Source organism: Endozoicomonas sp. (genome assembly GCF_965196975.1).
Taxonomy (GTDB): Bacteria; Pseudomonadota; Gammaproteobacteria; order Pseudomonadales; family Endozoicomonadaceae; genus Endozoicomonas.
Genome location: NZ_OZ239981.1, coordinates 5669039 through 5695739, shown reverse-complemented (window position 1 = coordinate 5695739; position 26701 = coordinate 5669039). Strand labels below are relative to the sequence as shown.

At 48.2% G+C, this 26701-nt stretch carries 25 protein-coding genes; 17 read left to right on the top strand and 8 right to left on the bottom strand.

From position 1 onward, the window contains the following. The 3 genes from hutH to hutC all read right to left on the bottom strand — a co-directional run bounded on the left by hutH (position 1) and on the right by hutC (position 4108). Entirely contained in the window at positions 1 to 1533 is a 1533-nt protein-coding gene (hutH, locus tag ACOCLE_RS25215) for a histidine ammonia-lyase (RefSeq protein WP_419534757.1), read from the bottom strand. Then, on the bottom strand, positions 1526 to 3259 hold the full coding sequence (gene hutU / locus ACOCLE_RS25210) for a urocanate hydratase (protein ID WP_419534756.1): 1734 nt from the start codon (positions 3257 to 3259) through the stop codon (positions 1526 to 1528). Before hutU ends, hutH begins: the two co-directional genes overlap by 8 nt. A gap of 135 nt (positions 3260 to 3394) precedes the next feature. Further along, positions 3395 to 4108 (bottom strand): histidine utilization repressor, encoded by a 714-nt coding sequence (gene hutC, locus ACOCLE_RS25205; protein WP_419534755.1) that lies wholly within the window; start codon positions 4106 to 4108, stop codon positions 3395 to 3397. A gap of 185 nt (positions 4109 to 4293) precedes the next feature. Here hutC and hutI point away from each other — a divergent pair, with 185 nt between their 5' ends. Both hutI and ACOCLE_RS25195 read left to right on the top strand, forming a co-directional pair. Next, positions 4294 to 6543, top strand: a complete 2250-nt coding sequence (gene hutI, locus ACOCLE_RS25200) for an imidazolonepropionase (protein WP_419534754.1) — start codon at positions 4294 to 4296, stop codon at positions 6541 to 6543. Between the two features lie 270 nt (positions 6544 to 6813). Beyond that, the gene (locus ACOCLE_RS25195; RefSeq protein WP_419534753.1) at positions 6814 to 7599 is read left to right on the top strand and encodes an HNH endonuclease; all 786 of its coding nucleotides are present in this window, start codon (positions 6814 to 6816) and stop codon (positions 7597 to 7599) included. Here the strand turns inward: ACOCLE_RS25195 and tnpC (ACOCLE_RS25190) are convergent, their stop codons facing one another. Next, positions 7600 to 9105 carry an IS66 family transposase gene (gene tnpC / locus ACOCLE_RS25190; protein WP_419532963.1) on the bottom strand — a complete coding sequence of 502 codons (1506 nt, stop codon included), beginning with the start codon at positions 9103 to 9105 and terminating at the stop codon, positions 7600 to 7602. Positions 9106 to 9338: 233 nt separating this feature from the next. On the opposite strand from tnpC (ACOCLE_RS25190), the gene ACOCLE_RS25185 reads away from it, so the two are divergent. From ACOCLE_RS25185 to tnpC (ACOCLE_RS25170), 4 genes are all read left to right on the top strand, one after another. After that, positions 9339 to 10067 carry a hypothetical protein gene (locus tag ACOCLE_RS25185; protein ID WP_419534752.1) on the top strand — a complete coding sequence of 243 codons (729 nt, stop codon included), beginning with the start codon at positions 9339 to 9341 and terminating at the stop codon, positions 10065 to 10067. Further along, the gene (locus ACOCLE_RS25180) at positions 10060 to 11190 is read left to right on the top strand and encodes a cysteine protease StiP family protein (protein WP_419534751.1); all 1131 of its coding nucleotides are present in this window, start codon (positions 10060 to 10062) and stop codon (positions 11188 to 11190) included. Before ACOCLE_RS25185 ends, ACOCLE_RS25180 begins: the two co-directional genes overlap by 8 nt. Then, entirely contained in the window at positions 11183 to 12094 is a 912-nt protein-coding gene (locus ACOCLE_RS25175) for an HpcH/HpaI aldolase/citrate lyase family protein (RefSeq protein WP_419534750.1), read from the top strand. Before ACOCLE_RS25180 ends, ACOCLE_RS25175 begins: the two co-directional genes overlap by 8 nt. A 215-nt stretch (positions 12095 to 12309) precedes the next feature. Next, the gene (gene tnpC, locus ACOCLE_RS25170) at positions 12310 to 13815 is read left to right on the top strand and encodes an IS66 family transposase (protein ID WP_419532963.1); all 1506 of its coding nucleotides are present in this window, start codon (positions 12310 to 12312) and stop codon (positions 13813 to 13815) included. On the opposite strand, the gene ACOCLE_RS25165 is transcribed toward tnpC (ACOCLE_RS25170), so the two are convergent. From ACOCLE_RS25165 to ACOCLE_RS25155, 3 genes are all read right to left on the bottom strand, one after another. Further along, positions 13766 to 14230, bottom strand: a complete 465-nt coding sequence (locus tag ACOCLE_RS25165; protein ID WP_419534749.1) for a hypothetical protein — start codon at positions 14228 to 14230, stop codon at positions 13766 to 13768. The two genes, tnpC (ACOCLE_RS25170) and ACOCLE_RS25165, sit on opposite strands and share 50 nt — an antisense overlap. 221 nt (positions 14231 to 14451) lie before the next feature. After that, on the bottom strand, positions 14452 to 14790 hold the full coding sequence (locus tag ACOCLE_RS25160) for a hypothetical protein (RefSeq protein ID WP_419534748.1): 339 nt from the start codon (positions 14788 to 14790) through the stop codon (positions 14452 to 14454). A 417-nt stretch (positions 14791 to 15207) separates the two neighbouring features. Further along, positions 15208 to 15888, bottom strand: a complete 681-nt coding sequence (locus ACOCLE_RS25155) for a hypothetical protein (RefSeq protein ID WP_419534747.1) — start codon at positions 15886 to 15888, stop codon at positions 15208 to 15210. A gap of 533 nt (positions 15889 to 16421) precedes the next feature. On the opposite strand from ACOCLE_RS25155, the gene ACOCLE_RS25150 reads away from it, so the two are divergent. The 10 genes from ACOCLE_RS25150 to ACOCLE_RS25105 all read left to right on the top strand — a co-directional run bounded on the left by ACOCLE_RS25150 (position 16422) and on the right by ACOCLE_RS25105 (position 24761). Further along, a complete protein-coding gene (locus ACOCLE_RS25150; protein WP_419532972.1) occupies positions 16422 to 17702 on the top strand; it encodes an ISKra4 family transposase in 1281 nt (426 codons plus the stop codon). A gap of 183 nt (positions 17703 to 17885) precedes the next feature. After that, positions 17886 to 21929, top strand: a complete 4044-nt coding sequence (locus ACOCLE_RS25145; RefSeq protein ID WP_419537261.1) for a phage minor head protein — start codon at positions 17886 to 17888, stop codon at positions 21927 to 21929. Then, positions 21926 to 22294 (top strand): hypothetical protein, encoded by a 369-nt coding sequence (locus ACOCLE_RS25140; protein WP_419534746.1) that lies wholly within the window; start codon positions 21926 to 21928, stop codon positions 22292 to 22294. Before ACOCLE_RS25145 ends, ACOCLE_RS25140 begins: the two co-directional genes overlap by 4 nt. 124 nt (positions 22295 to 22418) lie before the next feature. Next, positions 22419 to 22598 carry a DUF6900 domain-containing protein gene (locus ACOCLE_RS25135; protein ID WP_066018023.1) on the top strand — a complete coding sequence of 60 codons (180 nt, stop codon included), beginning with the start codon at positions 22419 to 22421 and terminating at the stop codon, positions 22596 to 22598. Between the two features lie 13 nt (positions 22599 to 22611). Then, positions 22612 to 23091 carry a hypothetical protein gene (locus ACOCLE_RS25130; protein WP_419534745.1) on the top strand — a complete coding sequence of 160 codons (480 nt, stop codon included), beginning with the start codon at positions 22612 to 22614 and terminating at the stop codon, positions 23089 to 23091. Between the two features lie 21 nt (positions 23092 to 23112). Continuing rightward, the gene (locus tag ACOCLE_RS25125; protein ID WP_066016588.1) at positions 23113 to 23406 is read left to right on the top strand and encodes a hypothetical protein; all 294 of its coding nucleotides are present in this window, start codon (positions 23113 to 23115) and stop codon (positions 23404 to 23406) included. 106 nt (positions 23407 to 23512) lie between these two features. Then, entirely contained in the window at positions 23513 to 23698 is a 186-nt protein-coding gene (locus tag ACOCLE_RS25120; RefSeq protein ID WP_419534744.1) for a hypothetical protein, read from the top strand. A gap of 80 nt (positions 23699 to 23778) precedes the next feature. Further along, entirely contained in the window at positions 23779 to 24189 is a 411-nt protein-coding gene (locus ACOCLE_RS25115) for a hypothetical protein (RefSeq protein ID WP_419534743.1), read from the top strand. A 134-nt stretch (positions 24190 to 24323) separates the two neighbouring features. Next, on the top strand, positions 24324 to 24497 hold the full coding sequence (locus tag ACOCLE_RS25110) for a hypothetical protein (RefSeq protein WP_175404651.1): 174 nt from the start codon (positions 24324 to 24326) through the stop codon (positions 24495 to 24497). An 18-nt stretch (positions 24498 to 24515) separates the two neighbouring features. Beyond that, a complete protein-coding gene (locus tag ACOCLE_RS25105; protein WP_419534742.1) occupies positions 24516 to 24761 on the top strand; it encodes a hypothetical protein in 246 nt (81 codons plus the stop codon). Here ACOCLE_RS25105 and ACOCLE_RS25100 read toward each other — a convergent pair. Next, on the bottom strand, positions 24758 to 25378 hold the full coding sequence (locus ACOCLE_RS25100; protein WP_419534741.1) for a hypothetical protein: 621 nt from the start codon (positions 25376 to 25378) through the stop codon (positions 24758 to 24760). The two genes, ACOCLE_RS25105 and ACOCLE_RS25100, sit on opposite strands and share 4 nt — an antisense overlap. A 167-nt stretch (positions 25379 to 25545) precedes the next feature. On the opposite strand from ACOCLE_RS25100, the gene ACOCLE_RS25095 reads away from it, so the two are divergent. Then, positions 25546 to 26688 (top strand): hypothetical protein, encoded by a 1143-nt coding sequence (locus tag ACOCLE_RS25095; RefSeq protein ID WP_419534740.1) that lies wholly within the window; start codon positions 25546 to 25548, stop codon positions 26686 to 26688. The last annotated feature ends 13 nt before the right edge of the window (positions 26689 to 26701 follow it).

The window sequence follows — 26701 nt, the reverse complement described above, 5'->3', positions numbered from 1 at the left end:
CTATGAGTGGCTTGGTAACAGCTCAGTTGGCATATACACGTTCAACTCACCACTGGCTACCAGTTCGGAGGCTTTCTGGATATCAGGAAAGAAATACCGATCCTGATCGTAGAACGGAATGTCCTTTCTCACCGTTTTCATCACCAGCTGCAACGTTTCAGACGTTTTGTAGGGTTTCCTCATATCCACCCCCTGTGCCGCCGCCAGCAACTCAATGCCCACGATAGACGACGTATTACTGTTCATCTCCCGCAATCGACGCGCCCCATAAGTTGCCATGGAGACATGATCCTCCTGGTTAGCAGAAGTGGGCAGACTGTCGGCAACCGAAGGATGACAGAGGCAACGGTTTTCACTGGCTAAGGCTGCAGCGGTATTATGAGCAATCATAAAGCCGGAATTGACGCCGCTGTTCTTCACCAGGAATGGCGGCAGTCCACTCAGATGTTGATCCACCAGCAGTGCAATTCGTCGTTCACTGATGGCTCCTATCTCTGCAATGGCCAGTGCCAATGCTTCGGCAGCCATGCCGGTTGGCTCTGCGTGAAAGTTACCACCGGAGAGTATTTCGTTCTCTTCCGCAAAGACCAGGGGATTATCAGTAACCCCATTGGCTTCCACTTCCAGCAGGCCAGCGGCGTAACGCATCTGTTCCAGGCAGGCCCCCATCACCTGAGGCTGGCACCTCAATGAATACGGGTCCTGTACCTTGTCACAATCTATGTGAGCCTGTTCTATATCACTGTGGTCCAGTGTGGCGCGGTAGGCATGGGCAATATCAATTTGCCCTTTAAGCCCACGAGCCTCGTGAATACGAGGGTCAAAAGGACTCCGACTGGCCATGGCGGCTTCAATGGAAAGGCTTCCGGCAATAATGGCTGATGCCATTAAATCTTCCACCCCAAACAGTCCCTGCAAAGCAAAGGCCGTACTGGCCTGCGTACCATTCAACAGAGCAAGCCCTTCTTTAGGCGCCAGCTTCATGGGCTCCATACCAGCGTAAGTCAGCGCTTCAACAGCCGTCACCTGCTGACCATCCAGCAGGGCATGACCTTCACCCAGTAATAAACAGCTCATGTGAGCCAGCGGCGCAAGATCACCACTGGCTCCCACCGAACCCTTTTCAGGAACACAGGGGTATACCCCCAGGTTAATCAATTGGATCAGGGCTTCAATCAGTTCCAGCCTCACTCCCGAAAGCCCCCGGGCAAGGCTGTTTATTTTTAATACCATCATCAGGCGGACAGTACTTTCATCCATAAACTGACCAACACCTGTCGCATGAGAGAGCACTATGCTCTTTTGCAGAGCTTCCAGCTCCTGATCTGGAATTCGTGTGCTGGCCAGCAGACCAAACCCCGTATTGATGCCATAAACAACCCGGTTCTCGGCCAGCGCCTGATTGACGCAGGCGACACTCTTGTTGATGACTGGATAACAGACAGGGTCCAGCTTGATCTGAACCTCATAACGGCTAACCTTGCGCAGGTCACTCAGAGATAATTTTCCGGGGGAAATCACTAACTCATTCATACCTGCGCCCTCCCGACTGCATGGGCAGATCCAGACCGTTCTCCTGCGCACACTCCCGGGCAATGTCATACCCAGCATCAGCATGGCGCATCACCCCGGTTCCCGGGTCATTCCACAACACCCGGCCAAGTTTCTCCCGGGCTTCATCGGTACCATCAGCCACAATCACAACCCCAGAATGCTGGCTGTAACCAATACCAACACCACCGCCATGGTGAATACTCACCCAGGTTGCGCCCGATGAGGTATTCAACAATGCATTCAGCAGAGGCCAGTCAGAGACTGCATCACTGCCATCCTGCATACCTTCGGTTTCCCGGTTAGGGCTGGCCACCGAACCTGAATCCAGATGGTCTCGACCAATCACCACCGGCGCACTCAGTTCACCACTGGCCACCATGTCGTTAAAGGCCTGCCCGAGACGAGCCCGATCCTTCAAACCTACCCAGCAGATACGGGCAGGCAGCCCCTGGAAAGCGATACGTTCTCTGGCCATATCCAGCCAGTTATGAAGATGCGCATCATCGGGGATCAGCTCTTTGACTTTCTGATCGGTCTTGTAGATATCTTCAGGGTCACCAGACAAAGCTGCCCAGCGGAAAGGACCAATACCCTGACAGAAGAGTGGGCGAATATAGGCGGGCACAAAACCAGGGAAGTCGAACGCGTCTTCAACCCCGACTTCTTTCGCCATCTGTCTTATATTATTGCCGTAATCAACAGTGGCAGCCCCCCGTTTCTGCAGCTCCAGCATAGCCCGCACCTGAACGGCCATAGACTCTCGTGCAGCCTTAGTGACGGCGGCTTCATCTGCCTGACGGCGTTCGCTGGCCTGTTCCAACGACCACCCTTTAGGCAGATAACCATTCAACGGATCGTGCGCTGAGGTCTGATCCGTCACCACATCCGGCGTGATATTGCGCTCAACCAGCTCAGGGAATACATCCGCTGCATTCGCCAGCAAACCAACCGAAATCGCCTTACCTTCTGATTTGGCCTGCTCAATCATGGCCAGCGCTTCATCCAGCGTCGCTGCTTTCTTATCCAGATAACGGGTTTTCAAGCGGAAGTCGATTCGAGACTCATCCACTTCACAGGCCAGCATGGAAAAACCCGCCATGGTCGCAGCCAGAGGCTGTGCGCCCCCCATGCCACCAAGACCACCAGTCAGAATCCACTTACCCGAAGCATCACCATTGAAGTGGGCTTTGGCCATGGCCACAAACGTTTCGTAGGTACCCTGAACAATGCCCTGAGAGCCAATGTAAATCCAGGAGCCTGCCGTCATCTGGCCATACATCATCAGGCCCTGTTTATCCAACTCATGGAAGTACTCCCAGTTTGCCCAATAAGGCACAATATTCGAGTTGGCAATCAATACACGGGGAGCGCCGGGATGGGTTTTGAAGACTCCCACCGGCTTACCGGACTGAACAAGCAGTGTCTCATCCGTCTGCAGACGTTTCAGCGTCGCTACTATCTGGTCGTAGCAGTCCCAGTCCCGGGCGGCCCTGCCAATACCGCCATAAACCACCAATTGTTCAGGATGCTCTGCGACCTCCGGATCCAGGTTATTCATCAACATACGCAGAGGGGCTTCTACCTGCCAGCTGCAGGTATTCAGCTCAGAACCTCTGGGAGCCCGAATGATTCGGTCAGGATCAAATCGTCGATGCCCTTTACTGCCTGCTTTGCCAGTTGGCACCTTCGCCTCTTCACTTGCCATATTCACCGTCCTCTACGTTACGCTGTTTTATTGTGGAAATATCGCCTGCAAAGTCGTTGTCATTTCCATAAAACCGGAGAACCTGATCGACAGGCTCTCAGGAGGGGTGTTGCTCCTGTGATCCGACATGCCGGCTCAAGAAAACTGTAAGTGGTCTCCCAAACGGTATCGGTCTCCAGGGTGCATCAGCTTGGCAATACTGACCACGCCATTCCGACACCAGCTTCTTCTCACGATTCTCAGACAGGGAGCACCAGATTCCATATCCAGTGCTCCGGAAATTTCTTCCGAAGGCAGCATCGCTTCAACGACATGTGTCGCCTCTGTAAGCGCCGCCACCCGGTTCAAGTAAACGTTGGGGGTTTCCTGAGTAAAGTCCTGCTTCAGGTAGTCCGGAGCAAACCGCGGGTTAATGTGGCGCTCTTCCCACTGAAGAGGCAGGCCATTTTCATAGTGAACAATAATGGAATGAAAAACGGTGGCGGATTCCGGCAATTCAAGAGAAAGCGCAATGGCCTCAGACGCTTTCTCTTCAGACAGAAGCAATACCCGGTTGCTGTAACCATGGCCACGCTCCCGGATCTCATCAGCGATATTTCTGACCGTCAGCATGGATGACTGCGGCTTAAGAGGAGCCACAAACGTACCCAGCCCCTGCTGACGCATCAGAACGCCCGAAGCCGTCAGCTCCTGCAGCGCCTTTCTGGCCGTCATCCGGCTCACCGAGAATTGCTGGCAGAGCTCATTCTCAGAAGGTACCTTGCGGGATTCTGCCCACTCACCGCACTCAATCTTGTCCAGAATAAAGTGCTTAATCTGCTGATAACGGGGTAACAGGCGTTGATTCATAATTTATAGGTGCCAATCAAGGCTTTTTAGGCGATCCTGAAGACCGCAGGTTGCTCATATAATCTTATTGTATATAGTTGTATATACAATTTAATAATAATGCAATTTGTACGATTCTGATAAAAATACTGATGATTCTTGAATCAATCGTTCATAACTCAGTTAACCAATAACGGCCGGATACCATGAACAACAGTAACGCTGGCGAATCACTGACCTCCTGCGATCTGCTCATTCGGAACATTCACCTTGCCACCATGGATCCGGCACGCGCCTCAATCAGCCCTGACTCGCACCAACAGAGTGCATCATGCCCCTATAACAGCATTAGGCAGGGAGCCATTCTGGTGCAGGATGGAAAGATTGTGTGGGCAGGTGCAGAATCGGAATTACCACCAGCCAGTGAGGCCAAAGAGACCATTGATGGACAGGGGCAGTGGTTAACACCCGGCCTGATCGACTGCCACACTCACCTGGTCTATGCCGGAGACCGCTCCAGAGAGTTTGAACAACGGCTTGAAGGCGTCAGCTATGAAACCATCGCCAAGCAGGGAGGCGGTATTATCTCCACCGTCAAAGCCACCCGGGCAGCCACGATTGAAGAACTGATTGACGATTCCCGCCCCCGGCTTGAGGCGTTACTGGCTGAAGGAGTTACCACACTGGAAATCAAATCCGGATACGGTCTGGATACAGAGACCGAAACCAAAATGCTCCAGGCTGCGAGACTGCTGGCCAGCGAGTACCCTGTCACTGTCGTTCGTACGTTTCTGGGTGCCCACGCTCTGCCACCGGAATACAAAAACCGGGCGGATGATTACATTGAGCATGTCTGTACGGAGATGATGCCTGCCGTTACCAGAGAGCAGCTGGCCGATGCAGTGGATGTGTTCTGTGAAAACATTGCCTTTTCCCCCGAACAGACAGAACGGGTATTCACAGCAGCCAAAGCCCATGGGCTGAAAATCAAACTCCATGGAGAACAACTCTCTGACAGTGGCGGTACACAGCTGGCGGTAAAATATCAGGCACTTTCCGTTGATCATCTTGAATACCTCAGCCAGTCCGGTATTGAGGCCTTAAAAAACAGCAACACGGTGGCTACTCTACTGCCTGGTGCCTTTTACTTCCTTCGGGAAACCAAGCTGCCACCTATCGATGCGTTAAGAGAGGCAGGCGTTCCCATTGCCATTGCAACCGATTTAAACCCTGGCACATCCCCTCTCGCCTCTATACGGCTGATGATGAACATGGCCTGTACCCTGTTTCGTATGACCCCTTCTGAGGCACTTGCCGGTTGTACTCGCAATGCGGCACAGGCTCTTGGACTTCAAGAAAAAACTGGCAGAATCAAAGAAGGTCTGGATGCCGACCTGTTGCTCTGGCCTGTCAGCCATCCTGCCTCTCTGGCGGCCGGACTCACTGGCATCTCCCCTTCCCTGATCATAAAAAATGGCCAAATTGTGAAATCAACGATCTCCAGAAACCAACCCTTCACCTGGTCTGGCCGTATTGACCAGGAAACCGACACACAGGCTGCCCAACGCTGGCATCAGAAAGTTCATACCTATACACCGGGTAGTGAACAAGGGGTTGCCTTATTGGGGTTTGAGTCCGATGAAGGCGTCCGAAGAAACCAGGGGCGCCTTGGTGCAGCCAAAGGACCAGACCATATTCGACAAGCCCTGACCAACCTGCCTTGGAACCGTAACGCCCCGGTTTGGGATACGGGCAATATTCGCTGCCATGGAACCGATCTTGAGCAGGCTCAGCAGAACTATGCCGGGAAGATGTGCGAACTATTAGACAATGGTCAATTAGTAGTTGGTTTGGGAGGAGGTCATGAAATTGGCTGGGCTTCATACCAGGGGCTTATGATGCACCTGGAAAAACAAAAGAAGGGTAAAGGCAGTCACCCAATCAATGTCGGCATCATCAACGTTGATGCCCACTTTGACCTCCGTTTACCCGAAGTAGGCCCCAGCTCAGGAACCCCATTCTGGCAGGCTTCGGAATACGCCCGGGAACAAAACATCCCCTTCAACTACCTTTGTCTTGGCATCAGTGAAAGCAGTAATACCCAGGCATTGTTCAATCGGGCAGATGAACTGGGTGTCACCTACCGGCTCGATAAAGAGATGACAATACTCAACCTGCCATCGCTGCAACAGGCTCTCCAGCAATTTATTGATCAGGTGGATCATATTTACCTGACCATCGATATTGATGCCTTCCCTGCCGCCCTGGCTCCCGGCGTCAGCGCACCAGCGGCCAGAGGCATTCCACTGGAAGTGGTGGAACCGTTGCTGGATATCATCAAACACAGCGGCAAGCTGAAACTCTTTGATATTGCCGAAACCTGCCCGAGACATGATGTTGATAGCCATACTGCGCGACTGGCAGCGCGGTTGATTCATCAGTTGACTGGACAGTAAAGATGAAACAGAACTGACAAACCTTCCCCCTCGCCGTGCATATTATTGTGCGGCTACCGCTTTCCATTATCCTGAGAGTCTCTAGAAACTTACCTTCATACCTTTTTCTCTGTCCCTCTTTTGCAGCGCCATATTTTTTCCAGTACGGCTTCAGGGTCTTCTTCACTCTCTCCTTATATATCTAATTAAAATTAAATATTAATATTTAACTCCTTAAGGTATTAAATAGATGCTGTTTACCACCACTCACGGATGATCTTTGGGGGCAGAGTGTCACAGTTTTATGAGGTAGAACCTTCGCTAGAAAATTACTGGCGGGGCATTATTCTTTTTGGAAATAATGTTGCCTCGTACAAATTTGCTCTAGCCTGTGCTCTCTATGAGCTGGCCGATTCGAACAATGACTTTATTTCTCTGGAGCAGTTGGCCGAACCATTCTCACGCCACATCTGTGATCATCTAAAAGAAGCACCTAAACAGACGACTTCATCATCCAGCAAATTCTTGACCTCCTGCTCGGATTTCAATCTTGGCAAAATCGACCAGGATACCCTCAATCTTCAAACCGTCAGACTGGGCTTTCAAAATGTGATTGATGCTTTTCACAACGTGAATCGTCATGAGATTGCCAAGCGTTTTTTTATCGATGAGCGTAAAACTGCCGGCAAAGGAATTCGACTGACCAATGATTTTTTTCGCCTTACTGAATCTGATGCTTTTCCCAGTTTCAAACCAGAGACTGATGCCCGCTGGAAACTGGTGGAAAGCGCCTGGCAGATGGGCATTGCAAGGAACCTGTTGCACGTAGAGCATGACGCTAAAACCAAAGGGTTATTCACTCGTATTTCTGATCGGCGGGTAAACATCACCAGCTCAAGAGATAGCCTGAATGGTTATCAGAAAGGAAGGTGTTTTTACTGCTTTGATCGTATATCTATTGAGCCTGGCGATGCCGCACTTGCCGATGTTGACCACTTTATTCCATGGTCTGTCAAACACATTATCCCCAGTATAAATGGAATCTGGAATCTTGTACTGGCCTGCCAGGGCTGGTAACTATTCAGCACCCAGCAAAGGCGTATTGTTGTAATTTCGAACCGCTTTAAGAAGCGCCTGAAATATGTTCAACCCCTGCTTTTTAGCAGATGATAAATAGCTTCGGATTCGGGTAAACATGGTACCTCCGTCTTCGCTTCTGAAGCAGCCTGAGATCTTCTGCTTAAGTTTGGCCATCCTGGCATCACGTTCACTGCCATTGTTATCGAAGGGAATTGAAAAGTCCGACATGAAGCGCAACGTTTCAACCTTAAACTCAATAAGCCTTTTGAACAGGTTGTAGGCCTTGGTATTCCTGACCTTCTTACGTCCAAGCACCTGTCGTTGTTTTTCCATATAAGCGGTTTCCTTCGTGAGAGCCCTTTGAAGGATTTGGTCGTATATCGTCTCAATGCGAAGCTGTATTGCACCAGGCATTTGAGTCAGACCGGCTGCTTTGTATTTCTTGCAGAAGTGCCAGGAGAGCGTAAGCAATTTCATCAGCCGCAGAGCCAGCTTATTCGCATCCCTATCGACAACTCCCTGAAGCTCTCTCAGATGATGGGCATTACAAAGCACATGCACTGCCGCATAGGCAAAGTAGGACTTCCAATGATCGTGAACCAGAATGCCTGCAAAAGTCAGCAGGATGCCCATTGCATCCATTGCTTCACAACCTCGCCTTTCTGAGAGGTAGTAAAGCGTCCATTGGTCATCTCGCATAATGTGTAACCACCACAGTGAACCGTCAACCCGCATGCCAGTTTCATCCGCTCCTGCAACCGGACTTTCTTGTAAAGCATCGCGGATACTCTGCTCAGTAGAGGCCAGGTTCTCATGGGTATAGGCAACAAAATTGGCAACAGAGCCTGCGCTGACACTCATGCAATAAATAGTATTGAAATACTCAGACACCCGGTGATATGGGATGAAGTGATACTGGTTTAAATGAACAGCCATTGCCTGAGTCACTTCTCCGTATTGAGCAGCGGCTTTCACTCCTTGGGGAAACTCAGCGGTGTTCCGTTTACCACAAGGACATACTTTAACGTCTGCCCAGTACGCGGTAACTTCAAATTCTCCGGGTCTACCTGGATCAAAAACCTGTCGCTCAATGTATTTGGTGGGTTTAATATCGATAAGCGAAGACTGGCAACAGCAACATTTTTCAACCTTCAGATGCCTGACATAATCGGGTAAGGCGACACGTCTCAAACAAGAGCCTTGATGACCTTTCTGGCCACCTGGTTTATTGCCTGAAGATGGTCTAAGGCTTTTGGGGTTCGGTGTTTCCTGTGAGGAGCAGGGGGCTTCTTTGGAAGATGTATCACCTTTATCACTCCCTTTTTTACTGGGCTTTTGATAACCATCTGACGATGGTGGCTTACTACTGTTTTGACTGTTTTTATTAACCCTTTCTTCCAGTTCGCTGCAACGTTCCCGTAAAAGCGCATTCTCGGTCCGAAGCTCTTCATTCTCTTTAAGGAGAGCTTCGGTAAACGGAGTAGCTGGGAAGTCTGGTTCCATACTGGAGATTTGTTAGAAAAATTGAGTATAAGATGATGGTCGAAAAATCAGAAAATTCCAGATTTATATGAAGGGTGCTGAATAGTTACAAATTACTTTCTGTGATGAAGGGAAGGATGTGGTTAACTTTATTTACAATCTGCCTACTGATCGTCAGGTCCATCAGGTATGTGAAACTGAAGCCGCCTATGAGATCAATGGTTTTGCAAAATATCTTGAGAGGGAGTTAAACAATGCCTGACTCCAGAATTTTTGTATTTTCCGATTTAGACGACACTCTGATTCAAACTAAGAGAAAGTTGCCAGAGTGTGTGTCCTACGATACTGGAGCCTATAATCGCGCTGGCCAGCCACTGTCCTTCTTTTCAAGCCGTCAAAAGACATTGATCGCACTATTAGAGCGCGCCAATGCCGTTATTATTCCAATTACCGGTCGCACCAGCGGTGCACTCAGTCGAGTTAACTACGCATTTAAAAGTTATTCCGCCGTGTCCCATGGTGCCGTAGTGCTTACCCCCGATGGAACCGTTTGCAGTCAATGGCGCCAGTCGCTAGATGATCAAACTGAGGATTGGAGCATGACGCTGGAGAAGATGAATGAGCAAGTACAAAAACATATAGATACCCGAAATCTGGATGCCAGAACGCGGGTTATTATTGATCACCGAATTCCGGCCTACGTATCCGTAAAAGGGACTGACATTGCATTAGCTGAACTCGATTTTCTGGTAAAAGAGTCTGCGCTGGGTGTTCATCGGAATGGACGAAATCTTGCATTGCTCCCTCCTTACGCCTGCAAGAAAAGAGCCGTTGAACACATCAAGCAATTTCTCAGTATTGATACTGACGATCTGGTTTTGGGGATGGGTGATAGTATAACCGACCTACCTTTTATCCGATCCTGCCACTTTGGCGTTATACCCATCAATAGTCAGATAGACCGAGAGCTTGTTTGTGAATAACTTCGAACCGGAGGCAGTTACGCAATACCCTGAACCATTAGCTGGCAGTTATAAGCCCGAAGATTGCCTCTTTCTTCTTAAGCCAGTGGCTGCTGATTATAGAAGCATTGAAGATAAAGAGCGTTTGATTCAACAAGGGTCACTCCATTACTCTCAGATGATTCATCGAGAGAGTGAGCCATCTGCCACTTATACCGACCTGTTTTACTCTATGCTGTCAGCCTATAAAAGCCGACTGGCAGAACAGGTTATGCGGTTGGCTGTTGAAATCACACAGCGTAGAACAGGGCCAATTACGCTGATATCTCTAGCCAGAGCAGGTACGCCTTTTGGTGTTTTATTGAATAGAGCTCTAACGCAACACTTTGGCCTTAAATCTAATCACTACAGCATATCTATCATAAGGGATCGGGGTATAGACTCGGTTGCTCTGGACTATTTACTATCCAAAGGCTACTCACCGGAAACCTTCGTGTTCATCGATGGTTGGACTGCAAAAGGTGTTATTACCGATGAGCTAAAAAAGTCCATTGCCGTCTATAATGAGGCTAACAAGACCAATATTCCTGCTGAGCTATTTGTCATTTCAGATATTGGAGGCACTGCCGATGTTGCAGCCACATACGATGATTATGCAATACCCAGTGCTTTAATGAACTCTACAGTTTCCGGGCTCGTATCCAGATCTATTTTAAATGATCAGGTTGGCGACACAGATTTTCATGGCTGTGTCATCTATGACCATTTGCGTGAGTATGACCTTTCAGACTGGTTTATTGACCAGATTACCGCAGAAATGAGTCTGGATAGGATAGCACCTTTGCTTGAAGTCCCGCGGGAAGAGCGTCAGCTAATTACGAAAGGCTTTCTGTCTGACGTTATGCGCGAGATGCAAGTGTCGGACATCAATCGTATAAAGCCTGGTATAGCTGAAGCAACCCGCGTGATGTTGAGACGAGTTCCCGATCTTTTGATCGTTCAACAATCTGGCCATCCTGATGTGGCGCACCTTGAAAGGCTTGCTGTTGAGAAATCCATAACAGTCATCGAGCGATCTGATATGCCATTTGGCGCCTGTGCGTTAATACGCGACGTTTTAGAAATGAGAAGTACTAATGAGTAATCGTCGTTTGAGTTATTTTGAGCTTGGGGCTTCATTATACACTCCTTGTAACCACCCTAATCTTCAGGCGATTTTGCAAACAGGGCTGTCCGAAGCCCGTTCCATGATTTTCTGTCTTGAAGATGCCGTCAATGATGATGAGGTGGAACTGGCAGTAGCCAATCTGAAAGCTGGGCTACACCATCTGCAGCCTGATCATCGTTTTTTGCGATTTATCCGACCACGTAACGCCATGATGCTGGTTGAACTTCTGAAAATACGGGAAATTTCTAAAATTGATGGCTTTGTATTGCCAAAAGTTGATTTGAAAACTTTTCCTGACTTTAAAGCAGCACTGGATGGTTACGCATCAAAGCCGTTTTTGTTAATGCCTACGCTTGAAACAGATCAGGTTTTTGACCACCAAACACTGACTCAAGTCCGTACAAAGTTGCTTGAATGGAAGGATAATACGTGCTGTTTGAGAGTTGGTGGTAATGACCTGATGAATATTCTGGGGCTAAAACGTATGCCGGGTAAAACGGTCTATGAAACGCCTCTTAGAAGTGTCATCGACCAGTTACTTATTACGTTCAGACCCTATGGCTTTGAACTCTCGTCACCAGTGTTCGATATCATCAATGATCCAATGACGTTGATCAGAGAGATAGAGAATGACATTAGCTATGGCCTGTTCGCTAAAACGGCAATCCATCCGGAGCAGGTTCAGGTTATAGAGCATCAATACGCCGCTTTTGTAAAAGCACACCAGCTTCAGGCAGGTGCAGTTATTGATGTGAATGCCCCGGCAGTCTTTCAGAAGAGTGGCCAGATGATGGAACGAACCTGTCACCAGAACTGGGCATTGCGAACACAGGCTCTTGCAAACAGCCAGAATGATGCAAGAGCTGTTTTATCCAGCTGAGATCTTAATGGCATTTGTGCCCCTATCGAGACTGACTTTGTTCACGTTCAGAAAGTGGCGTCATCCTAAGGAGTAAAATCATGGCTATCAGCTTACAGAAAGGTCAGCGTATTTCTTTGAAAAAAGGTAACTATTCAGCACCCTTCATATAAATCTGGAATTTTCTGATTTTTCGACCATCATCTTATACTCAATTTTTCTAACAAATCTCCAGTATGGAACCAGACTTCCCAGCTACTCCGTTTACCGAAGCTCTCCTTAAAGAGAATGAAGAGCTTCGGACCGAGAATGCGCTTTTACGGGAACGTTGCAGCGAACTGGAAGAAAGGGTTAATAAAAACAGTCAAAACAGTAGTAAGCCACCATCGTCAGATGGTTATCAAAAGCCCAGTAAAAAAGGGAGTGATAAAGGTGATACATCTTCCAAAGAAGCCCCCTGCTCCTCACAGGAAACACCGAACCCCAAAAGCCTTAGACCATCTTCAGGCAATAAACCAGGTGGCCAGAAAGGTCATCAAGGCTCTTGTTTGAGACGTGTCGCCTTACCCGATTATGTCAGGCATCTGAAGGTTGAAAAATGTTGCTGTTGCCAGTCTTCGCTTATCGATATTAAACCCACCAAATACATTGAGCGACAGGTTTTTGATCCAGGTAGACCCGGAGAATTTGAAGTTACCGCGTACTGGGCAGACGTTAAAGTATGTCCTTGTGGTAAACGGAACACCGCTGAGTTTCCCCAAGGAGTGAAAGCCGCTGCTCAATACGGAGAAGTGACTCAGGCAATGGCTGTTCATTTAAACCAGTATCACTTCATCCCATATCACCGGGTGTCTGAGTATTTCAATACTATTTATTGCATGAGTGTCAGCGCAGGCTCTGTTGCCAATTTTGTTGCCTATACCCATGAGAACCTGGCCTCTACTGAGCAGAGTATCCGCGATGCTTTACAAGAAAGTCCGGTTGCAGGAGCGGATGAAACTGGCATGCGGGTTGACGGTTCACTGTGGTGGTTACACATTATGCGAGATGACCAATGGACGCTTTACTACCTCTCAGAAAGGCGAGGTTGTGAAGCAATGGATGCAATGGGCATCCTGCTGACTTTTGCAGGCATTCTGGTTCACGATCATTGGAAGTCCTACTTTGCCTATGCGGCAGTGCATGTGCTTTGTAATGCCCATCATCTGAGAGAGCTTCAGGGAGTTGTCGATAGGGATGCGAATAAGCTGGCTCTGCGGCTGATGAAATTGCTTACGCTCTCCTGGCACTTCTGCAAGAAATACAAAGCAGCCGGTCTGACTCAAATGCCTGGTGCAATACAGCTTCGCATTGAGACGATATACGACCAAATCCTTCAAAGGGCTCTCACGAAGGAAACCGCTTATATGGAAAAACAACGACAGGTGCTTGGACGTAAGAAGGTCAGGAATACCAAGGCCTACAACCTGTTCAAAAGGCTTATTGAGTTTAAGGTTGAAACGTTGCGCTTCATGTCGGACTTTTCAATTCCCTTCGATAACAATGGCAGTGAACGTGATGCCAGGATGGCCAAACTTAAGCAGAAGATCTCAGGCTGCTTCAGAAGCGAAGACGGAGGTACCATGTTTACCCGAATCCGAAGCTATTTATCATCTGCTAAAAAGCAGGGGTTGAACATATTTCAGGCGCTTCTTAAAGCGGTTCGAAATTACAACAATACGCCTTTGCTGGGTGCTGAATAGTTACGTTTAAGATATACTCTCTTTGTTTATTTCTGAATGTGCTTTTAAAAAGCTCTATATCTTTATCATTAGCATATATACTAAATTTGTAAGTATCTTTAATTCCGGCATCTGTCTGTAATTTTTCGAAATCCAAATATATTTTATGATTCGATAGCTTTTTATTAATTTCTTCTACTAAATCGTAGTCCTCAACAGTGCTAAACGGAACGCCTCCGGAAATTTTATAAATACCTGTCTCATTAAATATGCAAATCGGCCCTTTAGTTTTTAGCGTTTCATTATCTTTGTATTTTTCATGTGGATCTAAATAATTAAAGCCAAAAGGGAGTGCGTATACAAATATTGGGAATAATAAAAACGGAAATGTTAATAATAATTTTGTTACATTTGTTTTGTTGCGATGCATTTTCACTTCCAACTCGCTCCTGTGAGAAATAATTGATCACGTATGTATAAATTATGGATGTAGGTTTTGGGATTAAGAAATTTTCTTGAGCAGATGTAAGACCTAGGAAAAACGGAGTCAGGTCTTTCTTCTTGATGCATAAACCAAGAAAAAAACTGGGTTAGATCTTTATTTTGAATGGATTCAAGACTTGACTCAAACTTTTTTTGTATTTTTCTTGCCTTATTTTAGAACCCTGTGCAGCCTGTGTATGTTCTGGTCAATACCTCACCGTTGCGCTCTACTATGTCAGTCACATTCCATTCCTTATCTATTGCCAAGAATGTGGTGGTGTTATGTTCGAATATCATAGCACCATGGCTGTTAGTTTCCATATACTCATACGATATCACCTTATCCTTGACTTTTTGATGTGCCGTATCATCGATTACTGAAAAGGCTTTATCCATAGCGTAGGTGCTGCCATCAAAGTTCGTTAGTTTTGTGCAAACCACCATCACTACTTCGCTAGCCTGGCTACTACAAACCATAATGAAAGCGATTGAGAATGCGATTAGGTATTTCATGACTGCTCCGGTGTGTGAGAAGGCATTAAGCTCTGTCCTCTTACACAATACTCATAACTTCAGGAGTTGAAGAATTAACAAAAAGATTGACTTGATGTTTAACGGCTCAGTAGAGGTTAAGTGTTGGTACACTCCCCGAAGCCAGAAAAGTCAAGAGATTCCCGGCATTGCCGCCCTCCTCACCACAAAGGCTCTCAGTGGTGCAGTGGAAAAGTACCAACACTTATCCGAAACATGAACCATGTTTAACTGTTTCTATAAGTCTGGGGTCAGGAAACAAGGAGCAAAAACAGCCCCCATTTCTTTTCTTTTGAAAGCCATTTTCCGTTAAAACTTCAGTTTGGAAATCAGCTGCGATGGTTGTTCAAGAATAAAGACCTGATCCAGATTTTGACCCCGGTTTTTTATGTTCCTGATTTATAATAATGAGCTGAATAATTTCAGCTTCCAGATTGTTAAGATAAGTGCAGCAATACCAAGTATATATGGGCCTACCAAGTCTAAGTTTTCTCGATATTTGAAAAAAGCTGTGAATTGGTATTTGAACTCATATGCGAGTAGCTTTAAATAATGAATCTTCCTCCAATCATCTTTAAAGTTGGTTAGCGAGATTAGCTCATCATATTCTTCAACTCCATCTTCATGATGATGCTCAGTTGGATATGCTAGCCCTCGTTGAAACAGACCAGTGATATGATATTTAGATTCTTGTATTCCTGGTTCATCACCACCAAATACATTTACTGCCTTCCCAAGGAGACCTTCTATTATTTCGTCTCTATAGTGGTAGTGGAATATTTTTCGATCCGTTAACATCCGACTTGACCAAAGTTTATAAAGCTCCTCGTGATAATGATGGGCATATGTGTAGTAACGAATTAGCAAGAAAAACACTGCTAAAATGAGGAAATAGCTAAGACCTGATTGGTTTGTGAATTCTATCTTAAATATAAACGTATTAGCTTCTTTGAAAACAGCTCCTGTAAAGTTGATTACAAGCATTAAAATTGAAAGCCCTACGAGTAGCTTTCTTTTACTTTGCAGGCCTTCATCTTCATCTAGTTTTTTTCTGTATTCAATCAATATTTCTTCATACATGCACTTCTAAATAATCCTCATGACTTTTAAGGTCTATGTTGAGCTTAAAGGGTGAAGGGAAAGTAGTACCAACAACCTGTGATATCTGACCATTTAAAATGGCATTATCAGACTTGTAAGGAGTTAAAACGGTGATTCTTTGACCTTTCTCGAAAAAACGGAGCCATAGGTTTAGTAACTTCTCAAAAAGTACTAACAAACGATCGTTCCATAAACATGTAAGCCTTACATATTAAGGTAAATGTACGATCGTTCTTTATTTTACCAGTACTTTTTGAGCACATACATAGATCTTTCTTCTTGATACAGAAACCAGAGAAATAAAAATTGGGTCAGGTCTTTCTACATGATTTATGGCAGGTAGGGGTAAATACGCCCTCTACTAAAAACCACACTACCGCCCTTCGAATTTCGCTCACTACTTATTCGCAGTAGTGAGGTGTGCGTATTGGGTGCTCTCTCTGAATGATTGAAACAATAGTGCTCTATTTTCACAGCTACTATGGGAACACCACTCATAATAGTTAACTGTCATGCCCGCTTCTGTTATTTCCAGCTCTACCAAAAGCATCGTTTTGCAAATTGAAGTTTCTATAGATTCAGGCAACATGCTGAATCTTGAAGATAGTTTACAGCGTGCACTCAATGAAGCCGGGCAGCTTGGAACAAAAGAGTTATTGGGGCTATTTGAATCACCCAATAAAGAACCTATCGTCGTTAATCAGCAGAAGTGGAACTACAAAGGAAAGGTTCTTAAGCACTATGAAACCTTATACGGTCGTATACCTTTGGAGCGCTCCGTATATCAGGGTGTCAGAGGTGGCAGTACTCTGGCAGCACTTGATCTTCGTGCCGGTATTATTGGTTCAGCTACCCCCAAATTTGCCAAGTCTATCGCCTGGAAATACAGCCAGATGCCAGCGCCTGCGGTAAAAGAAGATTTTGAGACCAACCATCAAAGGACGCTTTCAAATTCTTATATCAAGCATTTATCGGACAGAGTAGGTGCATTAATTGAAGACCAGCAAGACACTCACTACCACCTTCCTCCACTAAAAGAGCCTGTTGAAACAATAGCCATTGGTCTGGATGGAACCTGCATGCTGCTTTGTGAAGAAGGCTGGAGGGAAGCCATGTGTGGGACATTGAGCCTATATTCTGCAGATGGAGACAGGCTCCACACGATATATACAGCCAGTTCGCCAGAGTATGGTAAACAAAGCTTTATGAGCAAGCTCGACGAGGAGATTGCAGATCTAAAACGACTCTACCCAAATGCCACATACATCGGGGTAGCTGACGGGGCTAGAGAAAACTGGAGTTATTTGAAACAACATACCTCTGGGCAGATACTCGATTTTTATCATGCATCTGAATATTTAGCTGGAGCAGCGGAAGCACTGTTTCCAACCAGTAAGGCGAAGCGACACCAGTGGCTTGAAGACAGGCTACATAGTTTGAAAAACAAGCGTGGAGCAGCCAAAAAAATCCTTCAGGAAATTGAATCAGCCGAGCTCCCGAAAAAGACAATCGCACTGACAGAGAAGCGCTACAAAGCTGTGAGCTATTTTACAAACAATCACCAGTTAATGAATTATCATCAGGCGCTTAAACGCCATTGGCCAATAGGTTCAGGAGTTACTGAAGCGGCTTGTAAGACTCTGGTAAAGCAACGATTATGTGGTTCTGGAATGAGGTGGAAAGCAACAGGAGCGGAAGTGCTTTTGACAACAAGAGCACTGATCCAGAGTAAGGGGCGCTGGGAACAACTTTGGTCTGAGTTCATGACTGGAAAGGTTGAAGCTAACCTATGAGTCAGTTATCAAATTGAGAGAGCACCCTGCGTATTTATCGAAATACCGAGATAAGGATTGTTGTTTCAGACTAGCCAAATAGGTCTGCAAAGGCGGCGAATCCTAGCATGGAAAAACCGCTCATTATATTGTTTAAAATCACAAATCATACTGGTCAACTACTACTAAAAAAAAGTATTGCCCGTGACCCACCAAATCTACAACTTCTTTGAACTCAGCGCCGCCTTTGACCTAAAGCCCGAGCAAGCCATAAAACACTTCCAGCAGAAAGTCCTGAAGGCCAGCTTTAGCTGGATGGATATGATCGGTGAGGAGAACGACGCCGCCTTTACCGTTGCCAAGATGATGGATACCGACCTGCTGTCTTATGTTGATAAGCAGGTGGACAAGATGCTGGACGCTGGCCAAACCCTGGATGACTTCAAAAGAGAACTGATACCCAAACTCCAGCAAGCCGGATGGTGGGGCAAACAGGACGTGGTCGACCCCCTCTCTTCTCAAAAGCCCGGCAAGATCACCAAAGCGCAGCTGGGCAGCGCCTCCCGATTAGAGAACATATTCAGAACCAACCTGCAGAGCGCCTATGCCGTCGGCCAGTGGCAGAGCATCCAGGCCAACAGCCAGGCTGCCCCTTTTTTGATGTATGACGCCGTAGAAGACCACCGCACCCGACCAGAGCATCAGCAGTGGAACGGCACCGCCCGTCCGTTAGACGACCCATTCTGGCAGACCCACTATCCCCCGAACGGCTGGAATTGCCGGTGCGGCGTGATTCAGCTGACCAAAGAGGAAATGGAGCGAAACAAAATACCCCTGTCGCCAAAGCCAACCATCAAGAAGCGCCTGTGGATAAACCCCCGCACCGGTAAGGCCATGACAGTGCCCGTGGATTTAGACCCCGGCTGGGATCATAACCCCGGCAAAGCCCGCATGGACAAGCTGCGCCAGCTGGAAAAAGAGAAAGCCCTGCAGCTAAAACCCGGTATGCAGCGTGCCTTAAAGCAAGGAGCCCAGGCAGCAAAACAGGCAAAGCAGAAGTACCTAACCCAATTAGCTGCCAACACCGCCCTGAAAAAACTGGGCCAGGCCAGCGTAGACGGCACCTTTGTCGCCCAGAAACAGAAGGTCATCCAGAAAGCAGCGCAGCATCAGCTGGACACCGCCATCGCCGAGAAAACGCCCTACCTATCCAACGCCATTAAACAGCTGCAGAAGCAGAAAGGCACCGCCAGCCTGACCCCGAAAGAGCTGCTGGACAGCGCCACCGCCAAAGCCGAGAGCATTAAACAGTCGGTGCTGATCAACCAATACAAGAAAGCCATCATTGACGGCAAGGCACCCAACAGCAACGCCCTGGCGGCCTATATCCAGCTGCCAGAGGAAGCGCAGAAAGCCATCGACCAGAGCATCGAGCTAAAGACCGGGCAGCTGCAGGCCAAAGAGACCCTGAAGGACATTAAAGAGAACCCAAAAGGGCAGACGCTGAAAAACCAGATCCTCACCAAGCTGGAGAAAAGTGGAGAGACCGACGACCTGACCCCGGATCAGCTGTTGAAAAAAGTAGAGCAGCAATACCAGGTGGAGCAGCTGAAGAAAGAGACCGCTGCCAAGCTATCGGGTTACAAAAAGAAGGTGCTGGCCGGTAAGTTACCCACACCAGGGCAACAGGCGGCATTCAATACGCTGGATGAAAACGCTAAAGAGAAGTTTCTGTCAAAGCTGGATAAGGCAAAGCAGGGAGCCGCCCAGTCAGAGGCGGACGTTTCCATCACACCTGATTCTCCTGCACCCGTACCTGACCAGACGGCAGGCCAGAATTTAGCACAGAAACCTGAAGTAACGATACAAACATCGAAAAACGAAGCCCCCCAGTGGAGTGACCTCACCAAGATCGGCAACCAGAAAGGCTCCAACCCCGGCGGCTTTTATCAGGACACCACTACTGGCAAAAAGTACTACATCAAGGAACCCGCCAGTGAAGACATCGCTAGAAACGAAGTGCTGGCAGCGAAGCTCTATGAGGCGGCAGGCGTAGACGTGCCCAACGTTTACCTGTTGCAGGACGGCAAGCAGATCCGCATTGCTTCAGAGATTATTGATGGCCTGCAGCAGGACGCCGGGCAGCTAACCAGCGGCAAGCTCCAGGGCATACGAGATAACTTTATGGTGGACGCCTGGCTTGCCAACTGGGACGTGGTGGGTCTTTCATACGACAACCTGCTGGTGAAAGGGAGTAAGGCCATCCATATCGACACCGGTGGTGCCTTGAGATACCGAGCGCAAGGTGGATTAAAAGGCGATGCATTCGGCAAGAAAGTGCTGGAGATAGAGAGTCTGCGAGACAGCGCCATGAACCCCCAATCAGCGGCGGTGTTTGCCAGCGTTACCCGGGAAGACATGATCGCCGGTGCCCGCAAAGTACTGGCACTGGATAAGCAGCAGATCACCGATCTGGTGGAGAGTGTCGGCCCCACCACCAAACGGGAACGCACCAGGCTGATTAATATCTTGGTGGCCAGGCAGCAAGACATAGCGAAGCAGTATCCAGAAGCCCTGCAGAAGATAGTTCCCGAGCCAGCTACCACCGGCAGCGCCATCAACCGGCTGGAGTATGAGCAGGTGGTCAACAGTCGTTCAAATGGTTATACCATCCCCACCGACAAGCGCGACATCGAAGACCACAACGTGCTGCTCTACCACAAGAAAAACCGCCAGGGCAAAGACGTGACCGGTGCTTATTTCAAACTGATGCCCAGCGCCATGCGAAAGCTGGAGCAAACCATCGGCACGATTGAAAGCACCGCTGAACCCTATGCGGATATGCACAAGAAGATCATCACCGCCATCAAGTCCGTGGCACACCGGGCGGAAAATGGCTATGGCATGGATGATTATGTGTTTGAGCGCATCGATGCAGCGGTGGAACGCTGGCAGCAGGTACTGGATGAGATGACCGAGCAGGCATCGAATAACCTGCGGTCATCCCGTGATCTGGCCGCCTTTACGAACCGAACCCAACCTTTTATTGATGAACTCAGGAAGGTGCGTCACAACACCCTGGAAGGCGAGATACCGAACTGGAATGCCAAGGTTGGTAGATACAAAACCTTCAGCATTACCCCCGCGGCCTCCGTTAAGCAATCGTCCGGCATTCAATGGACCGAGGACAGTACTGAATTTCAGCTGTCCAATTTTCAGAAAGGTCGACAACAAGAAGGGAAAAAGACCTTCACCCTTTCTGCCCGGCGATACACCGCTGAAGTGGATGGAGCCACTATTCATTACTGGCCAAAACATCACAGTGTGCCGTTCTCCCTGCAGGGGCGCATGGAGATCGATGTTACCGGCATCAAACAGGCGGACACTGAACGGGTGTTTTCGGTGATGGATGAGCTGGGCATCAACAGTCAACGCACCACCACAGGGGATATGGAGGAACTTTATCTGGATAAGCTGGCCTATATTCACAAACTGGATAAGGTGCTGGCCAATGAAACCCGCTCCCTGAATGACCAGGGGGAACGCATCCGGAAAAAACTGGCACGGATGAATAAAGCGCTGGGCATTGATCTGAAGGCCATGAAGCAATACAACCCGGCAGGCGAGTATCAGGCTTTCGATCAAGGACAGCGCATTCACTATCGGCCTGAATTATTGAATGACCCCGCGTTTAAGGATCTAAACGACAATTATCGGGTTATTCACGTCAACAGCGACAACGGCAGCATGATCAAAACCCTGAAGAAAGTGCTGGAATCCGGCGGGCAGATGGTCTCCACCACTGAAAAAATTCGTCGTGGTATCCGCCCAGGCGGGAAGTCTTATCAGGCTGACCTGCACTCCGGCGGAGCCAACTACTTTTTTACCCGGATAAAACCGAAGGGTGATGCAATCAATACCGAGGGTTTCATCTGGAACAGTAAGGCCGCTGCACGAATGGACGCGATTTCCTACAGTCATGATTATTACGGCAGAACCACCGACACTCATGTGCAGCAGCACCGGAAAATTACCGTTTCACAGCTTAGGGAGATCAGTCGATTGGGCGGTAATGAAACCATCTTTAAAAACAGCCTGTCGATTTTTGATGATTTGGAGAGCATTCGAATCAATACCCTTGACGAACGACAGAACGTGATACAACTCTTTAAGGACGCAGGCTACCAGCAATGGCCAGATGGCCGCCCCTTAGAACAAGTGATAAAGCGGCGAGGAGAAGACGAATGACCCCAGGAGAAGCCAGCAAGCAGGGAGCACTATTGGAGATTGACCACCCTTATGGTGGCAAGCGATACCCGGCACAGTTATTTGATATTGACCAGGGCGTGGCATGGATAGAGTACGGCTGGGCAGAGGATGACCCCTTGGAGCGGGCGTCTAATCCTATTCACATGGCACAGGGGTTAGTGAAAGCGACCCCGAACGGCTGGGAGATACCCACCGACGCAGGGCGTCCGGTGACTATTCGCAGACTGGACGATCACAACGACAGCGACCTCATCGAAGAACTGAAAACGTACAACCGTGGTGACCGCTATCGAGCCAGGGACGTTATTCAGCAAGACTTATCACTGACCATACCCTCCGAATAACACCACCCAGATTGCCGCCCTGAGCGGCTCACCACGCCTTGAAAAAAATCACGGTTTCGCCTTGCTGTATGCCCGTCTGCGTTTATGTTGTGTGTTAATACAACAATAAATCTGGACGGACACTATGAAAACACGGCAACAAGCCATCGACAATATCGCCAGCACGATCCTGAAGCTGGAAACCCTCAACACCCGAAACGTGGATAACCTGGACTTTCACGAATTGGCCATCTGGCAGATCAAAGAAGCCCTGCAGGCTGCTTATAGTGCAGGCCATAGCGCAAATAAAGAGCAACAACCATAAAAGGAGTGCCGTTATGTGGATATTCACCAGCAAAGGCATGGTCAGCATTGTGAGACACAGAAACGAACCACAGCTGATGATGGTCAGAGCCAGGCAGCCCGACGTATTAACAACACTATTTCCAGAGGAAAAATTGCTCATCACTCCCGACGCTGATTATCGCTACCGTATGGAAGTACCACAGAGCGACGTTATCAATGCTTTGGAAGACCAGCTGGAAACCATGCAGTACGACAACTTTAAAAACAGCATTGGTGACCACGATTACCACACCGCCTGCTCTCAGGTATGGCGTGTGATGTATCGCTACCAGCAGGGCATGACTGAGCGGCAACAACCGCAACAAGAAGAACCGACGGCAACGTCCAGTCAAGCATACCGGCCACTCAGTGAGTTTCTGAAAAGCCCTGCCGAACAGGCACGACAACGCCGAATCGCAAGCTCAGCATTCCCTGATGACTTTGGGGGATGCAGCGATAACTACCGTAAATAAGCCAGAAAAAGGAGATTGATCATGGCTAAAAAAACAACGCATGAAAAAGTCGCCAGCGCCTTTAAAACCCTGCTCGCTAGAGCAGAACAGGTGCGGGTTAATAACACCGAAGTGACCAGTGCCACCGCCAACTGCCTCGGCAAGTGGAGCATCACCATGAAGCTCAAAGGTGGCAAAGAACTGGCGCTGGATGACAAGGCACTGGATGCCATTACTTACGACAAAGGCGATTTTGTTGTCCACACCGAGGATGGCAAGAAGGAAAACCGCATCGCCTTTTACAGCATGAAAAAAGAAGTTCCCCGGCATATTTAATCGCCGCCAAGACAGCCCTGCCAGCCAGGGCTTTATAAACAGGGAAGGATGGTATGCTCGTAATGCAAGGAGCAATTGCCAGTTTTTTATTGAGCAGGAGTGGAGCATGAATCTGATTGAACTGATTGCCGCAGGCGCAAACGACGAACTGGAAGACAGCGAACATCAGTCAGAGCTATTAACCGAAATTTATGAAAACGCCAGCGAGCAGGAGCAGCAGAAAATAGACGAGGTTCTGGTCTGTATTTGTGGATGGCAATTCAGCAGCCTGAAAGGAATGGAAGACAGCTGATGTCTTTCCGACGGGTGGTACTGGCTGTGTGCGGTTGATAGGCCATGCTGGTGTTACAACAATAGAAAGGAGAACAACAAATGAAAGACTTTCACGCATGGCTGAGCGATTTAACCAGTGACCTGAGAAGCGACGTCGAGCCACCTAAGCCAGAGCCAAAGGCTAACCCCAACATCGACCCCAACAGTATCCATGACGCCCTGATCAGTGCCATTAAGAGCGTGGCATGGAGAGCGCAGAAACAGATTCCCATGGAAGACCGGATAGAAAAGAAGGTCAGCCGTCTCATGGCACTTTATCAGCAGATCCATGACCTGATTGAACAGGACGTAAACCAGGGCAGTCGACACCAGAACGAGCTGACAGAGTTGGAGACCCGCACCGGTTCATGGGTAACAGAACTCAACATGGCCATCCTGAGGCATAAACCCGGAGAGGTACCCAAGTGGCACCGGAACGACCAGTATGTGCCCTTTCATATCAAGCACTAACCACCGCATTCAAGGCAGCAGAAACGCTGCCCAATTGGGTGGATGAATAACCCGACGGGAGGTTATTGATGAACAACAGTCGCCGTCCATACTGTGTGGTAAGAGACAAGAAAATAAAAAAGAGGACACACGTTATGAACACCACAGCAGCCCAGAAAACCATTAGCGACATTGCCCACGAAACATTGGATTTCAGCATTCTGGAAGGCAAAACCCGAGGGTTAAGCGAACAGGCCATGCAGAGCATCGCCAAAGCCATGATGGAGGCGTACAACGCAGGCTATCAGGCACACCTGCAGCGCAAATAGCTTTACAGGAGCAGTCACATGGAAAGACACTGCGTGAACAGTACAGCTGCTGACCAGTATGCACAGCGACTTGGACATCAGGATGATCTGGAGCTTGCTATCGAACGCCTGGAAATGATGTGGTATACAGAATTCGAGCAATGTATCCATCAGAGTGAAAATCCACAACTGATGGAATTTTTAGAGAGATACGCTGACCAGATTTCAGCGATGTTCAGGGAAATGGCTGGTGATCAGATAAAGCAGACAAATCATGAAATCTAGCCGATGTGTTTCTTTGCTTTGAAAATAATCCCGAAAATATCTGACGACTTATGCGTTAGTGTGTAGTGAAATCTATCCCCTATGTCCTGCTTTTTGAGAAGTTCTTGCTCAGTAAGGTTATTTAAGGCCACTAACAGCTTATCATTATCGTAATTGATCAATTCCGCTATTGCCGAAACGCTTGTCTTGCCTTCATAAACAGCATGCAGGATTGCCATCTCGAAAATAGAAACACAATCGCCATACTGGCGGACAAACTCCATACAAGCATCGATTAACGGGTCATGAAACCCTTTTTCAAGAACCGATGCCTTTTCAATATTCGTTATGGCTTGAACTTCACCTCCTAAAACCTCAACCAGGCCATCGTAATAAAAAGATTCCATTCGGCTTTTCTTGTGATAAAGGTCAGCAGACTTCTGAATAAGGACAGACTTATTCAGCAGGTAAGCTATGCGTTTGGTCTTGAAACCTGTGAGTTTTGCGATTCTTGATACTGAGAAGGGTGAATTGATGGTTTTTGCAAAAGAATGAACGACAAATGAATCCAGAGAGCAGTATGGGTAGACTTTTAATACCTTCATCATGTCATCAAGCGTTGCGTATATTTGCGACATAACATCTCCTTCTGTCAGCGACACAAAAACAATATAGGTATAAATACTTATTCACTTCAATAGACAGAGAAGATCGCTGTCGGAACTTTTCTGTATGTTTACACAGTCAGCAAATAGCCAGAATGAACCCATGTCCATAAAAATCTACCTACGGGACAAGGGATTTCATGAAAGGGATTCATATCTTTAAGCCAGGGAAGCAGACCAGCAGCCAGGGCATCACGCTGGAGTTCAGTGACGACACCCTGAAAGCGACAGTGGATGCTTACAGCCCTGACCTGCACGAAGCCCCTATCGTGATAGGCCACCCGAAAGACAACGGCCCGGCCTGGGGCTGGGTAAACGGGCTGGAATTCAGCGACGACGGTCTGGTGGCGAACCCGCAGCAGGTCGATCCCCAGTTTGAAGCAATGGTGCAGGCAGGCCGGTTTAAAAAAGTCAGCGCCAGCTTTTACGCCCCCGACAGCGCCAGCAACCCCGTCCCCGGTGTTTACTACCTGCGCCATGTCGGTTTTTTAGGAGCGCAGCCCCCCGCCGTTAAGGGCTTAAAGGACGTGGAATTTTCCGAAGACGATGACGTGATCGAATTTTCCGCCCCTTGGGACACCAGCAACATCGCTGGCCTGTTCCGCAAGTTACGAGAATTTTTGATCGACAAGTTCAGCAAGGAAGAAGCCGACAACGTACTGCCGACCTGGTCGATTGAAGACCTTGAAGACAGTGCCCGCCGAGCGATGAGTGAAGATAGCCATACCCCGTCGCCTGCCTTTTCAGAACACAACTCACCATCACAGCAGCCCCCGGAAGGAACCGCCATGACCGAAGAAGAACTGAAGCAGCTGAAAGCTGACCTGGAAGCGAAAGAGCAAGCCCTGAAAGACCGGGAAGCCTCTTTTTCCGAGAAAGAGACCGCCATCAAAGCCAGCGAAGCGGCACTGCAGAAGCAGGCCATCGCCAGCGACCTGGATGAGTTGGTAAAGGCCGGTAAGGTGCTGCCCGCTCAGAAAGTGCAGCTGGCAGAGTTCATGGCCAGCCTCGACAACGACAAAGACGTGCTGGAATTCGGTGAAGGCGAGCAGAAAAAGAGCTTCAGTCAGCAGGCCTTTATGAAGGAGTTCCTGGGCAAGTTACCCAAGGCGGTGGACTTTAAGGAACACGCTGCAGACGACCAGGAGCAGCCACCGGAAAACAGCAATGAACTGGCGCAGAAAGCCCTGGAGTATCAGGAAGAACAGCGCAAAAAAGGCAGAACCGTCAGCATCACCCAGGCGGTCAATGCGGTTCAGAATGGTACTGCCAAGAGCAAATAAAAAAGGATTGAGC

Bases quoted from the DNA above. Each gene is read 5' to 3' on its own strand.
- ACOCLE_RS25150 (WP_419532972.1), top strand. From the start codon at position 16,422: ATGCCCGCTTCTGTTATTTCCAGCTCTACCAAAAGCATCGTTTTGCAA.
- ACOCLE_RS25185 (WP_419534752.1), top strand. From the start codon at position 9,339: ATGCCTGACTCCAGAATTTTTGTATTTTCCGATTTAGACGACACTCTG.
- ACOCLE_RS25130 (WP_419534745.1), top strand. From the start codon at position 22,612: ATGTGGATATTCACCAGCAAAGGCATGGTCAGCATTGTGAGACACAGA.
- ACOCLE_RS25105 (WP_419534742.1), top strand. From the start codon at position 24,516: ATGGAAAGACACTGCGTGAACAGTACAGCTGCTGACCAGTATGCACAG.
- ACOCLE_RS25120 (WP_419534744.1), top strand. From the start codon at position 23,513: ATGAATCTGATTGAACTGATTGCCGCAGGCGCAAACGACGAACTGGAA.
- hutH (WP_419534757.1), bottom strand. From the start codon at position 1,533: ATGAATGAGTTAGTGATTTCCCCCGGAAAATTATCTCTGAGTGACCTG.
- hutU (WP_419534756.1), bottom strand. From the start codon at position 3,259: ATGGCAAGTGAAGAGGCGAAGGTGCCAACTGGCAAAGCAGGCAGTAAA.
- ACOCLE_RS25160 (WP_419534748.1), bottom strand. From the start codon at position 14,790: ATGAAATACCTAATCGCATTCTCAATCGCTTTCATTATGGTTTGTAGT.
- ACOCLE_RS25175 (WP_419534750.1), top strand. From the start codon at position 11,183: ATGAGTAATCGTCGTTTGAGTTATTTTGAGCTTGGGGCTTCATTATAC.
- ACOCLE_RS25155 (WP_419534747.1), bottom strand. From the start codon at position 15,888: ATGTATGAAGAAATATTGATTGAATACAGAAAAAAACTAGATGAAGAT.
- ACOCLE_RS25110 (WP_175404651.1), top strand. From the start codon at position 24,324: ATGAACACCACAGCAGCCCAGAAAACCATTAGCGACATTGCCCACGAA.
- ACOCLE_RS25100 (WP_419534741.1), bottom strand. From the start codon at position 25,378: ATGTCGCAAATATACGCAACGCTTGATGACATGATGAAGGTATTAAAA.
- tnpC (WP_419532963.1), top strand. From the start codon at position 12,310: ATGGAACCAGACTTCCCAGCTACTCCGTTTACCGAAGCTCTCCTTAAA.
- ACOCLE_RS25140 (WP_419534746.1), top strand. From the start codon at position 21,926: ATGACCCCAGGAGAAGCCAGCAAGCAGGGAGCACTATTGGAGATTGAC.
- tnpC (WP_419532963.1), bottom strand. From the start codon at position 9,105: ATGGAACCAGACTTCCCAGCTACTCCGTTTACCGAAGCTCTCCTTAAA.
- hutC (WP_419534755.1), bottom strand. From the start codon at position 4,108: ATGAATCAACGCCTGTTACCCCGTTATCAGCAGATTAAGCACTTTATT.
- ACOCLE_RS25125 (WP_066016588.1), top strand. From the start codon at position 23,113: ATGGCTAAAAAAACAACGCATGAAAAAGTCGCCAGCGCCTTTAAAACC.
- ACOCLE_RS25095 (WP_419534740.1), top strand. From the start codon at position 25,546: ATGAAAGGGATTCATATCTTTAAGCCAGGGAAGCAGACCAGCAGCCAG.
- ACOCLE_RS25135 (WP_066018023.1), top strand. From the start codon at position 22,419: ATGAAAACACGGCAACAAGCCATCGACAATATCGCCAGCACGATCCTG.
- ACOCLE_RS25115 (WP_419534743.1), top strand. From the start codon at position 23,779: ATGAAAGACTTTCACGCATGGCTGAGCGATTTAACCAGTGACCTGAGA.
- hutI (WP_419534754.1), top strand. From the start codon at position 4,294: ATGAACAACAGTAACGCTGGCGAATCACTGACCTCCTGCGATCTGCTC.